We start from the raw sequence: 12,533 nt of genomic DNA, 5'->3' as shown, positions 1-12,533 counted from the left end.
ATGCTGAAAAAACAAACGGTTTGGCTTTTAACAATGCTCAGTCTCGTCGTGGTATTAAGTGTTTATTATATTATGTCGCCGGAAAGCAAAAATGCCGTGCAGATGAAAAGCGAAAAAAGCAGCGGAGAAGTGGCAACTGAAAAAACGCCGGCTCCTGAAACGAAAGATAAGAACGGAAGCGGCACGGATAAAGAAGACGGAACAAAAGGAACGAAAGATTCTAAAGGCACAAAAGAGGATAAAGAAACATCAGCCGAAGCATCGGACAAAGACGGATCGGTCGCTACAGAAACAGCTGATGAAAACTTATTTACCGCATACCGCATGGAGCTTGAAGACGCAAGAAGCAAAGAAAGGGAACAGTTAAACAGCATTGTTTCAAGCGATGATGCGACCGCAAAGGAAAAAAGCGAAGCCTACGATAAAATGACGGCGCTGAGCAATGCTGAAGGGACGGAAAAACAGCTGGAAACGCTGATTAAAACACAAGGCTACAAAGATGCGCTCGTGGATGCTGAAGGAGACAAAATCAACATTACGGTCATGTCTGACAAACATTCAAACGCAAAAGCTTCCGCTATCATTGACCTGGTGGAAAAAGAAATCAAGACGATGAAAGACGTCGCCGTCACGTTTGAACCGACAAAATAAGAGATCTCCACCGCCCGCACCTGCTGCGGGCTTTTCTGATGTCATTTTAGATCAGTATTGAATTTACACAAGCGCTCCTGTAAGATAAACATAGTATGTACTTTTAGTAGCAACCCATAAATTTCTATTTTTTATACATAGGAGTGGAAACTGATGTTAAAAATCAACGAAATTCATGAACTGATAAAAAGAATCGATGAATCTTCCATCGACGAATTCGTTTACGAAATCGAAGGCGTAAGCCTCAAACTGAAAAAAAATGAAGCGCCGGCAGTGAATGTAACGGGACAAGCCCAAGCCGTTCCCGCCGCTTACGCACCTGCTCCGCAGGCTGCAAAACCGGAAGCGCGTGAAGCCGCTCCTGTTCAGGAAGCGCCGAAACAAGACGAAAACCTGCACAAAATTACGTCTCCGATGGTCGGAACGTTTTATGCTTCTTCATCGCCGGAAGCCGGCCCTTACGTAAACCAAGGTTCAAAAGTGAGCGAAAATACAGTTGTTTGTATCGTAGAAGCAATGAAACTCTTTAACGAGATTGAAGCCGAAGTAAAAGGAGAAATCGTTGAAGTGTTAGTTGAAAACGGCCAGCTGGTCGAATACGGACAACCTCTATTTCTTGTAAAAGCTGAGTAAGGAGACCTGCTATTATGATTAAAAAGCTATTGATCGCCAACCGAGGAGAAATCGCCGTCAGAATCATCCGGGCCTGCAAAGAGCTGGGCATTGAAACTGTAGCCGTTTATTCTGAGGCAGATAAAGATGCCCTGCATGTCCAAATGGCCGATGAGGCTTTTTGTATCGGGCCGAAAACATCAAAAGAAAGCTATTTAAATGTAACGAACATCGTCAGCGTCGCAAAGCTGACCGGCACGGATGCGATTCATCCGGGATACGGGTTTTTAGCTGAAAACGCCGACTTTGCCGAGCTGTGCGAGGAATTGAACGTAACGTTTGTCGGCCCTACGGCTGACGCCATTTCAAAAATGGGAACAAAAGATATCGCGCGCGACACGATGCAGCTGGCCGGCGTGCCGATTGTGCCCGGTTCAAAAGGAATTATAAAAAATACGGAAGAAGCGGTTTCGCTTGCAGGTGAAATTGGGTATCCTGTCATTATAAAAGCCACTGCGGGCGGAGGCGGAAAAGGCATCCGGGTCGCACGCACAGAAGAAGAACTGATCAAAGGCATTGAGATTACCCAGCAGGAAGCCGCTACGGCATTCGGAAATCCGGGTGTGTACATCGAGAAGTACATAGAAGATTTCCGCCATGTTGAAATTCAGGTGCTTGCGGATAATTACGGAAACACGATCCATCTCGGAGAGCGTGACTGTTCTATCCAAAGACGTCTGCAAAAACTTCTTGAAGAGTCACCGTCACCTGCGCTTGATTCTGAAATCAGGGAGCAGATGGGCGAAGCTGCGGTAAAAGCAGCGAAGGCCGTCGGTTACACGGGAGCCGGCACAGTAGAATTCATTTATGACTACAGAGAACAGCGCTACTACTTCATGGAAATGAACACGCGTATTCAAGTAGAGCACCCTGTCACAGAAATGGTGACGGGAACGGATCTGATCAAAGAACAGATCAAAGTGGCATCCGGACAGGAGCTTTCGCTCAGACAGGAAGACGTTGAATTTAACGGCTGGGCGATTGAATGCCGCATCAATGCTGAAAATCCTGCGAAAAACTTCATGCCTTCACCCGGTAAAATTAACATGTACCTGCCGCCGGGCGGACTCGGCGTACGCGTGGATTCAGCCGCATATCCTGGCTATTCGATCCCGCCGTACTATGACAGTATGATTGCTAAAGTCATCACATACGGAACAACGCGTGATGAGGCAGTCGCACGGATGAAACGCGCGCTGAGCGAATTCGTGATTGAAGGTATTGAAACGACGATTCCGTTCCATCTGAAACTGCTTGAACACGAAACATTTGTCAGCGGAGAGTTTAATACAAAGTTTTTAGAAACATATGATGTAATGGGCTCATAATTTTTGCGGGAGGTGAATTGAATGGAAGACAACAGTGTGCTTAAAATGGATCATGACGAGGCTCATTTAGGCAAGGTTGAAATTGCTCCTGAGGTCATTGAAGTCATTGCCGGCATCGCCGCTTCCGAAGTTGAAGGAGTTGCTGAAATGCGCGGCAATTTCGCCACCGGCGTCGTAGAGCGCTTCGGCAAAATCAATCACGGTAAAGGCGTAAAGGTCGATTTAGCCGATGACGGCATTACCATCGACGTCTATTGCGTCGTTCAATTCGGGATCTCGATCCCGAAAGTGGCGGCAAGCGTTCAGGAGAATATCCGCCAAACCTTATTAAACATGACGTCTCTGACCATTAATGAAATCAATATTCATATCGTCGGCATTCAATTTGACACGAAAGCCCAAGAAGTCGAAATCGACGAAGAAATGTAATGAGCGTATAAAAACCAAGGGGATGGGCAGCCCTTTGGTTTTTTATACGTTTCCCGTCATTTCAGGCATGAAGAAAGCCGGCTTACAAACGGCAGCCGAGTTTCTTCATGCTGTGAAATCCGAATGAAATTAATACGGTTTGTGAAAATATTCGGCATTAGGGTGAAAAAACCTAAATTTCGACATGCGATTGAGAAAAAAATATGTTATGATCTCTTTAAGCTTAACGACAAGCGGATAAAGCGGATCTGAAGGAGAAAGAAAATGAAAAGAAGAACAGCTAGAGAAAAAGCTTTGCAGGCACTTTTTCAGATTGATGTCAGCGATATTGCACCGAACGATGCCATTGAGCACGCGCTTGATGGTGAAAAAACAGATGCCTTCTTTGAACAGCTGGTGTACGGAGTGATCGAACATCAGGTTCAGCTTGATGAAATGATTTCCGGCCATCTCGTCAATTGGAAGCTTGACCGGATTGCAAACGTAGACCGCGCGATCCTGCGTCTGGCGGTGTATGAAATGGTTTATACTGACGACATTCCTGCTAACGTGTCATTAAACGAAGCAATCGAGCTGGCAAAACGGTTCGGCGACGATAAAGCTGCAAAATTCGTAAACGGGGTTCTTTCTAACATTAAAACTGATATCGAATCATAGGAGGAAAGAAAATGACTGCAACAATCATCGACGGAAAAGAAACGGCTAAAGAAAAACGCGAACAATTGGCAAAAGAAGTAGAAGAGCTGAAAGCACAAGGCGTAGTGCCTGGTTTGGCGGTCATTTTAATCGGAGACGATCCCGCTTCTGTTTCATATGTGACAGGCAAGAAAAAAGCCGCTGAAACAATGGGAATGAAATTTAAGCTTGACCGCTTTGACTCAAGCTTAACCGAGGCGGAGCTTTTAACAGTGATTGATCAGTATAATCAAAATCCGGAATTCCACGGCATTCTCGTCCAGCTGCCGCTTCCGGATCATATTTCTGAAAAAGCCGTAATCGAGCGGATCTCTCCCGATAAGGATGTTGACGGTTTCCACCCTCTCAACGTCGGGAAAATGCTGCTTGGCGAAGATACATTTCTTCCATGCACGCCGCACGGAATTGTCGAGTTATTGAAAAAGACGAACGTAGATCTTTCCGGCAAAGAAGTTGTTGTAGTCGGACGAAGCAATATTGTCGGTAAACCGGTCGGCCAGCTGCTGCTGAACGAAAACGCGACCGTCACATATTGCCATTCCCGCACGAAAAATATGTCTGAGCATACGAAAAAAGCAGATATTCTTGTGGTAGCGGTCGGTAAAGCGAATTTCATCAAAGCCGATCAAATCAAAGAGGGCGCCATTGTCATTGATGTCGGCGTCAACCGTCTCGAAAGCGGAAAACTCTGCGGAGACGTTCAGTTTGATGAAGCGAAAGAAAAAGCATCTTTCATTACACCGGTGCCGGGCGGAGTAGGTCCGATGACCATCACAATGCTTGCGCATAATACTGTTAAATCTGCCAGACGTACGTTATCATAGATAACCGGAGACAGTCACAAAAAGTGTGACAATGAGCACGATACCCGCTTCTTAAGGCTCCTTTCAGCCAGAGCGGGTTTTCTTAGTTTAGGGCAAAAAGCCTTTATGAAAGGAGTGCAGGATGTGAGTGAAGCGGCATATGTCACGGTTTCCGCGCTGACCAAATACATTAAACGAAAATTCGATGTGGACCCTCATCTTGAAGACATTTGGATTAAGGGTGAGCTCTCCAATGTTAAAATTCATACGAGAGGCCACATCTATTTTACATTAAAAGATGAGCATGCCCGCATGCAGGCCGTCATGTTTCAAAGACAAAGTTCGAGGCTTGCGTTTAAGCCCGAGGACGGAATGAAGGTCATCGTAAGAGGCGGGATCTCCGTCTATGAACCGAGCGGAAGCTATCAGCTGTACGCGAAAGAAATGCAGCCGGACGGTGTGGGGGCGCTCTACTTAGCATATGAAGAATTAAAGAAAAAACTTGCCGGCGAAGGGTTGTTTGATGACCGGCATAAGCAGGCCATCCCCGCTTTTCCGGCTACGATCGGGGTCGTCACGTCACCGACGGGAGCAGCCGTCAGAGACGTCATTACCACACTTAAAAGAAGATACCCCCTTGTGAAAGTCATTGTGCTTCCCGCGCTCGTTCAAGGTGAAAATGCCAGCAGATCGATTGTGAAGCGCATTGAAGAAGCCAATGCACAAAAAATGTGTGACGTCCTGATCGTCGGAAGGGGAGGGGGCTCGATCGAAGAATTGTGGGCATTTAACGAAGAAATCGTGGCCCGGGCGATTTTTGCTTCCGCCATTCCGATTATATCAGCCGTCGGACATGAAACAGATTTTACAATCAGTGATTTCGTCGCGGATATCCGGGCGGCAACGCCGACAGGAGCGGCAGAAATCGCCGTCCCCCACACGACGGACTTAATGGAACGGACAAAAACGGCGGAAGTCCGCCTGACAAGAGCGATACAGCAGCATATCAGCAAGAAAAAAGAACGGGTTCAATCGCTCCAGTCATCCTACGCGTTCCGTTTTCCGAAACGATTGTATACCCAAAAAGAACAGCAGTTTGATCTTTTGTATCAGCAGTTCCAATCACAGCTCACAGGGCTTACGGACAGGAAACAAAGGCAGCTGGAGCGGAATACGTACAGATTAACGGCGCTCCACCCTGAAACCCAGCTGAAACAGGCGAAAAAACGGTACGAGGAGCGCTCAAATCAGCTCGCCCGAAGCATGAATGTCCAGCTGAAGCAGCTTCATTCGCAGTTTCAGACGGTTCTTGGTAAACTGAATGCATTAAGTCCCCTTCAGGTGATGGAGAGAGGATACAGTCTGGCCTATAAAGACAAAGAGCTGATCAAAAGCGTTGATCAAGTGGAACAAAATGATACGCTTGAAGTAAAGATGACAGACGGCGTTCTGACGTGTGAAGTATTGCAAAAGAGAGGCGAACGAAAATGACAGAAACCAAAAAAAGTGAAGAGCTGACATTTGAAGAGGCGATGAAAGGCCTTGAAGGCATTGTGGCAAAGCTTGAAGAAGGAGACGTGCCGCTTGAGCAGGCGATTAATTATTTTCAGGAAGGGATGGCCCTTTCAAAAATGTGCCATGAAAAGCTTCAGCATGTCGAAAAGCAAATGGACTTTATTTTAAAAGATAACGGCGAACTTGCACCTTTCAGCGTTCAGGAGGAAGACGAAGGTGACAAATAAACTGGACGCATTTTTAGCATCGCGCAAACAACTGATTGAACAGCAGCTTTCTTTGTATACGGAACGGCTTGCGATGCCTGAAATCCTCAAAAAATCTATGCTGTATTCTTTGGAAGCAGGCGGAAAGAGGCTGCGCCCCCTCGTCGTCTTAGCCGTTCTGAATGCTTACGGAAAAGATGAAAAAGACGGGATTCCGGTCGGATGCGCTGTCGAAATGATTCATACGTATTCCTTAATCCATGATGATCTTCCTTGCATGGACGATGATGATCTGCGCCGGGGAAAGCCCACAAACCATAAAGTCTTCGGAGAAGCGGCAGCCGTATTGGCCGGAGACGGGCTTCTGACAGAAAGCTTTAAATTGATCACATCTCACGTGTCTGAGGCGGTTTCAGCAGAAAAACGGCTCCGTCTCGTCGATGAGCTGATCAGCGCGGCAGGAACGGAAGGAATGGTCGGCGGGCAGGCTGCCGACATGGAAGCGGAACAAAAGCGGATAACGCTTGAGGAGCTGGAATCCATCCACGAGCGGAAAACGGCCAAGCTCCTCGGTTTTTCTGTGACGGCGGGCGCCATTTTGGCAGATGCGCCGGAGGATGAAGTCGAAAAGCTGCGTCTGTTCAGCAGCCATATCGGCATCGGATTTCAAATCAGAGATGACATCCTTGATATTGAAGGGCATGAGGAGAAGATCGGCAAACCGGTCGGCTCAGACACGTCGAATGAAAAGTCAACGTATCCGTCGCTTTTAACGCTTGAAGGCGCGAAAGAGAAGCTGGCGTATCATATCAGCGAGGCGAAACGGATCATCAGCGGCCTTTCTCTTCAGAAAGAACTGCTGCATGACCTCTGTGATTTAATCGCGGCGAGAGATCATTAAAAACGGTCCTGATTTGAAGGGGCTGCCGCTCCTATGGTAAAATGTAAGCAGTTTCGATGAAAATACAAAGGGAGTCTTTTTCTTTTTTCAAAAAGACACTGTTTAATTTGCAGAAATTCATGCTGAAAGTGAGTTGATCCGCTTTGGATCTTTTATCAATACAGGACCCGTCATTTCTTAAAAAGATGTCAATTGAACAGCTGGAAGAGCTGAGTGAGGAGATCCGCAATTTCCTCATCACATCGCTGTCTGCCTCTGGCGGCCATATCGGGCCGAACCTCGGGGTTGTCGAGCTGACAATTGCGCTTCACAAAGAATTTGACAGTCCGAAAGATAAATTTTTATGGGATGTCGGACATCAGTCCTATGTTCATAAACTGTTAACCGGGCGCGGCAAGGAGTTTGAAACCTTGCGCCAATATAAAGGGCTTTGCGGTTTCCCGAAACGCAGCGAAAGCGAACATGACGTATGGGAAACAGGCCACAGCTCAACATCGCTCTCAGGCGCGATGGGAATGGCTGCCGCCCGTGATATTAAAGGATCAAAAGAATATATCATCCCGATTATCGGAGACGGCGCTTTAACCGGAGGAATGGCGCTTGAAGCGCTGAACCATATCGGTGATGAGAAAAAAGATATGATCGTCATTCTGAATGATAATGAGATGAGCATTGCGCCGAATGTCGGGGCGATTCATTCTATGCTGGGACGGCTTCGCACGGCCGGCAAATATCAATGGGTGAAAGACGAGCTTGAATATTTATTTAAGCGCATCCCGGCCGTCGGCGGAAAATTGGCCGCCACAGCGGAACGGATAAAAGACAGCTTAAAATATATGCTTGTGTCAGGTATGTTTTTTGAAGAGCTGGGCTTTACGTATTTAGGCCCGGTTGACGGTCATTCCTACCACGAACTGTTTGAAAACCTGCAATACGCCAAAAAAACGAAAGGTCCTGTCCTTTTACATGTCATTACGAAAAAGGGCAAAGGCTATAAACCGGCTGAGACCGACACAATCGGCACATGGCACGGAACGGGTCCTTATAAAATCAATACGGGTGATTTTGTCAAGCCGAAAGCCGCGGCGCCTTCATGGAGCGGACTTGTCAGCGGCACCGTGCAGGAGCTTGCGCGCGAGGATGACAGAATTGTCGCGATTACACCGGCCATGCCGGTCGGCTCTAAGCTTGAAGGATTTGCGAAAGAATTTCCTGAGCGCATGTTTGACGTCGGAATCGCAGAACAGCATGCGGCGACAATGGCCGCGGGAATGGCGCTTCAGGGGATGAAGCCGTTTCTTGCGATCTATTCGACCTTTTTGCAGCGGGCGTACGATCAGGTCGTCCATGATATTTGCCGTCAAAACGCGAATGTATTTATCGGCATTGACCGCGCCGGTTTGGTCGGCGCTGACGGGGAGACGCATCAAGGCGTCTTTGACATCGCCTTTTTGCGGCATATACCGAACCTCGTTTTAATGATGCCGAAGGATGAAAATGAAGGCCGCCATATGGTCAATACAGCCCTTTCCTATGAGGAAGGTCCGATCGCGATGCGCTTCCCGCGCGGAAACGGGCTCGGCGTAAAGATGGATAAAGAGCTGAAAACCATTCCGATCGGAACATGGGAAGTGCTCCGTCCCGGAAAAGACGCGGTCATTTTAACATTCGGTACGACCATTGAAATGGCGCTGGAAGCGGCTGAAGAACTGCAAAAAGAAGGCCTGTCCGTGCGTGTCGTGAATGCGAGGTTCATAAAACCGATTGATAAACAAATGATGAAGGCCATTCTTAATGAAGGTCTGCCGATTTTAACGATAGAAGAAGCCGTGCTTGAAGGCGGATTCGGCAGCACGATTCTTGAATACGCTCATGACCTCGGCATGTATCATACACCGATTGACAGAATGGGCATCCCAGACCGGTTTATTGAACACGGCAGCGTAACCGCCCTGCTTGAAGAAATCGGTCTCACGAAGGCTGAGGTTATGAACCGGATAAAACTGCTGATGCCGCCGAAGACACATAAAGGAATTGGATCATGACAGCAAAAAAAGAACGATTAGATGTACTTCTTGTAGAAAAAGGCCTTGCGGAAACGCGGGAAAAAGCGAAACGCGCCATTATGGCGGGCATCGTATACTCAAATGAAAACCGATTGGACAAACCGGGTGAAAAAATCGCCCGGGATCTTCCGTTAACGGTAAAAGGAAACCCTCTTAAATACGTCAGCAGAGGCGGATTAAAGCTTGAAAAAGCCTTGGAAGTGTTTCCTGTCTCGGTAAAAGGCAAAACGATGATTGACATCGGCTCGTCTACAGGGGGATTCACGGATTGCGCCCTCCAAAACGGAGCTGAGCGGTCCTACGCAGTGGATGTCGGCTATAATCAGCTTGCTTGGAAGCTCAGACAGGACGAGAGGGTCGTCGTCATGGAACGGACGAATTTCCGCTATTCCGAGCCTTCCGATTTCACAGAGGGTTTGCCGGAATTTGCGACAATCGATGTTTCTTTCATCTCACTCCGCCTCATTCTGCCGGTTTTAAAAACGCTGCTTGTACCGGGGAGCGATTGTATCGCACTGGTGAAGCCGCAATTTGAAGCCGGACGGGAATTCGTCGGAAAAAAAGGCATTGTCAGAGATCCCGGCGTTCATGCTGACGTTCTCCGCCGCATGAATCAATTTGCAGCTTCTGAAGGATATACAGTGAAAGGACTGTCCTTCTCACCGATTACGGGGGGAGACGGCAATATTGAGTTTCTGCTTCATTTGGAATGGGGCGGAGAAGACGGAAACGGCGCTGAACTGCCGGAAGAAGACATTCTCCGTACCGTCCGCGAAGCACATGAGACATTAAAAGCCAAAAAGACAGATGTACCGGAATAATAGGGGGCTATTATTCCTTTTTTCTGCCATCATGTACTTTTTATCAAGAAGCGGTTAACATAATGACAAACAGCTTGAAAACAGAGGTGCTTACATGACAAAAGGCCAAAGGCATATAAAAATCAGAGAGCTTATTACAAGCCATGAGATTGAAACGCAGGATGACTTAGTTGACATGCTGAGAGAAGAAGGATATAAGGTAACCCAGGCGACTGTCTCCAGAGACATTAAAGAGCTGCATCTCGTAAAGGTGCCGACGAACAACGGCTCCTACAAATACAGCCTGCCGGCGGATCAGCGGTTCAATCCGCTGTCAAAACTGAAGCGTTCATTAATGGATGCGTTCGTAAAAATTGACTCAGCAAGCCATATGATCGTATTAAAAACGATGCCGGGGAATGCTCAGGCAATCGGCGCTCTGATGGATAATCTCGAATGGGAAGAAATCATGGGCACGATCTGCGGAGATGACACGATCTTAATCATCTGCAGGACGCCTGAAGATACGGAAGGCGTACAAAGCCGTCTTTTGGAGCTGCTGTAGCGTAATTATCAGATAAAAGGTGGAATGCTGTTTGTTAGCTGAACTATCAATAAAAAACTTTGCCATTATAGAGGAACTGACGATTTCGTTTGAACGGGGGCTCACCGTCCTGACGGGAGAAACAGGGGCCGGCAAGTCAATTATTATAGACGCCGTTTCCCTATTAGTCGGCGGCCGCGGCTCGTCTGAATTTGTCCGTTACGGTGAAACAAAGGCCGAGCTTGAAGGACTGTTTCTATTGGACAGCGGTCATCCCGTTTTTGAAGTATGCCGTGAGCAGGGAATAGACGCATCTGACGACATGATTGTCATGAGAAGGGACATCAATGCCGGAGGAAAAAGCGTCTGCCGTGTCAACGGAAAATTAGTGACGATTGCGGCTTTAAGGGAAATCGGCAGACTTTTATTAGATATTCACGGACAGCATGATAACCAGCTGTTAATGGAGGACGACAAACACTTGGAGCTTTTGGATAAATTTGCGGGCGCTGAGGCCGAATCCGCGCTTCAGGCTTACCATGAAGGCTATGAGCGTTATATGAAGCTGCTCAAAAAAGTGAAGAAGCTGTCAGAAAGCGAGCAGGAAATGGCGCATCGGTTAGACCTGATTCAATTTCAGCTTGAAGAAATCGAGTCGGCGAAGCTTGAATTGAATGAAGACGAACTTCTTCAGGAAGAGCGGAAGCAGATATCCAACTTTGAAAAAATTTATGAATCATTGCAAAACGCCTATAATGCGCTCCGCAGCGAGCAGGGGGGGCTTGACTGGGTCGGAATGGCCTCTGCCCAGCTTGAAGATATTTCGGATATTAATGAACCGCTGCAAAAGCTGTCTGAAAGTGTGTCAAGTTCCTATTATCTGCTGGAGGATGCAACCTTTCAGATGCGCAATCTGTTAGATGATCTGGAATATGACCCGGAACGGCTGAATTTTATTGAAACCCGTTTAAATGAGATCAAACAGCTGAAGCGCAAATACGGAGCGACGGTAGAAGACATTTTGGAATACGGCTCTAAAATAGAAGAGGAAATCGATCAAATCGAGAACCGCGACAGCCACCTTGAAGCGCTGAAGAAGGAATTGGAGTCGGTCGGCAAAGATGTGGCCGTAGAAGCCGCCAATTTATCAAAAATCAGAAAAGCATGGGCCAAGAAACTGGCGGAAGCGATTCATCAGGAATTACAAAGTCTGTATATGGGCAAATCAACGTTTGATACGGAATTTCTCGTGAAAACCGATCCGTCAGCCAGTGAAGCACCGGTTGTCAACGGGCAGCCCGTGCAGCTTACCCAAAAGGGGATTGACCTTGTGAGGTTTTTAATTTCAACAAACACCGGTGAGCCTTTAAAACCGCTGTCAAAGGTCGCTTCCGGAGGCGAGCTTTCAAGGGTGATGCTGGCGATGAAGAGTATTTTTTCTTCCCAGCAGGATGTCACCTCCATCATCTTTGACGAAGTGGACACCGGTGTAAGCGGGCGGGTTGCCCAAGCCATCGCGGAAAAAATCCATAAAGTATCGACCGGTTCACAGGTGCTCTGCATTACACACCTGCCGCAGGTTGCCGCCATGGCGGATACACACCTTCTGATCGCAAAAGAATTCAAAGACGGACGGACGACAACGCATGTCACGCCGCTTTCCAAGCAGGATAAGGTAGCGGAAATCGGCCGCATGATTGCGGGTGTTGAAGTGACCGATCTGACAAAACGGCATGCACAAGAGCTTTTAAAACAGGCCGGACAGGTAAAAACGACAGGATAAGCTGCTGATACAGGCAGCTTATTTTTTTGTTCCATTTCTCTAACAGTGTATCCAATGTTTTTCTTCGTATGCCGGTTATAAATCAAGCGCAGGAAGGCAAAAGTATAGATGTAGCAGAAAAAGAAAGTGGTGTGGGATA

13 protein-coding genes are annotated in these 12,533 nt (G+C 47.5%); all 13 read left to right on the top strand.

The features are described 5' to 3' along the window. On the top strand, window positions 1–651 hold the full coding sequence (locus tag OWN49_RS10405) for a SpoIIIAH-like family protein (protein ID WP_003153150.1): 651 nt from the start codon (window positions 1–3) through the stop codon (window positions 649–651). A 153-nt stretch (window positions 652–804) separates the two neighbouring features. Beyond that, complete coding sequence (gene accB / locus OWN49_RS10400; RefSeq protein ID WP_070082099.1) at window positions 805–1,284, top strand: acetyl-CoA carboxylase biotin carboxyl carrier protein; 480 nt, start codon at window positions 805–807, stop codon at window positions 1,282–1,284. Between the two features lie 14 nt (window positions 1,285–1,298). Beyond that, the gene (gene accC, locus OWN49_RS10395; protein ID WP_007408348.1) at window positions 1,299–2,651 is read left to right on the top strand and encodes an acetyl-CoA carboxylase biotin carboxylase subunit; all 1,353 of its coding nucleotides are present in this window, start codon (window positions 1,299–1,301) and stop codon (window positions 2,649–2,651) included. A 21-nt stretch (window positions 2,652–2,672) separates the two neighbouring features. Continuing rightward, window positions 2,673–3,080 (top strand): Asp23/Gls24 family envelope stress response protein, encoded by a 408-nt coding sequence (locus OWN49_RS10390; protein ID WP_003153156.1) that lies wholly within the window; start codon window positions 2,673–2,675, stop codon window positions 3,078–3,080. A gap of 264 nt (window positions 3,081–3,344) precedes the next feature. Continuing rightward, a complete protein-coding gene (gene nusB, locus OWN49_RS10385; RefSeq protein WP_061890719.1) occupies window positions 3,345–3,737 on the top strand; it encodes a transcription antitermination factor NusB in 393 nt (130 codons plus the stop codon). Between the two features lie 11 nt (window positions 3,738–3,748). After that, entirely contained in the window at window positions 3,749–4,600 is an 852-nt protein-coding gene (folD, locus tag OWN49_RS10380; RefSeq protein ID WP_007408350.1) for a bifunctional methylenetetrahydrofolate dehydrogenase/methenyltetrahydrofolate cyclohydrolase FolD, read from the top strand. Between the two features lie 123 nt (window positions 4,601–4,723). Further along, the gene (gene xseA / locus OWN49_RS10375; RefSeq protein ID WP_077722585.1) at window positions 4,724–6,070 is read left to right on the top strand and encodes an exodeoxyribonuclease VII large subunit; all 1,347 of its coding nucleotides are present in this window, start codon (window positions 4,724–4,726) and stop codon (window positions 6,068–6,070) included. Then, window positions 6,067–6,321: an exodeoxyribonuclease VII small subunit gene (locus OWN49_RS10370; RefSeq protein ID WP_007408352.1), complete on the top strand. Its 255-nt coding sequence runs from the start codon at window positions 6,067–6,069 to the stop codon at window positions 6,319–6,321. Before xseA ends, OWN49_RS10370 begins: the two co-directional genes overlap by 4 nt. Next, window positions 6,311–7,201: a polyprenyl synthetase family protein gene (locus OWN49_RS10365; protein WP_043867281.1), complete on the top strand. Its 891-nt coding sequence runs from the start codon at window positions 6,311–6,313 to the stop codon at window positions 7,199–7,201. The genes OWN49_RS10370 and OWN49_RS10365 overlap by 11 nt, the downstream gene beginning before the upstream one ends. A 143-nt stretch (window positions 7,202–7,344) precedes the next feature. Continuing rightward, window positions 7,345–9,246, top strand: a complete 1,902-nt coding sequence (gene dxs / locus OWN49_RS10360; RefSeq protein ID WP_024085592.1) for a 1-deoxy-D-xylulose-5-phosphate synthase — start codon at window positions 7,345–7,347, stop codon at window positions 9,244–9,246. Further along, window positions 9,243–10,088: a TlyA family RNA methyltransferase gene (locus OWN49_RS10355; RefSeq protein WP_077722584.1), complete on the top strand. Its 846-nt coding sequence runs from the start codon at window positions 9,243–9,245 to the stop codon at window positions 10,086–10,088. Before dxs ends, OWN49_RS10355 begins: the two co-directional genes overlap by 4 nt. Before the next feature lie 94 nt (window positions 10,089–10,182). Next, window positions 10,183–10,632, top strand: coding sequence for a transcriptional regulator AhrC/ArgR (ahrC, locus tag OWN49_RS10350; RefSeq protein ID WP_003153173.1), 450 nt, complete (start codon window positions 10,183–10,185; stop codon window positions 10,630–10,632). A 31-nt stretch (window positions 10,633–10,663) separates the two neighbouring features. Then, window positions 10,664–12,394 (top strand): DNA repair protein RecN, encoded by a 1,731-nt coding sequence (recN, locus tag OWN49_RS10345; RefSeq protein WP_077722583.1) that lies wholly within the window; start codon window positions 10,664–10,666, stop codon window positions 12,392–12,394. Window positions 12,395–12,533: the final 139 nt, after the last annotated feature.

Origin of the sequence: Bacillus sp. NEAU-242-2, from assembly GCF_027853835.1 — a bacterium.
GTDB lineage: Bacteria > Bacillota > Bacilli > Bacillales > Bacillaceae > Bacillus > Bacillus velezensis.
This window is presented reverse-complemented; position numbering and strand designations above follow the sequence as displayed.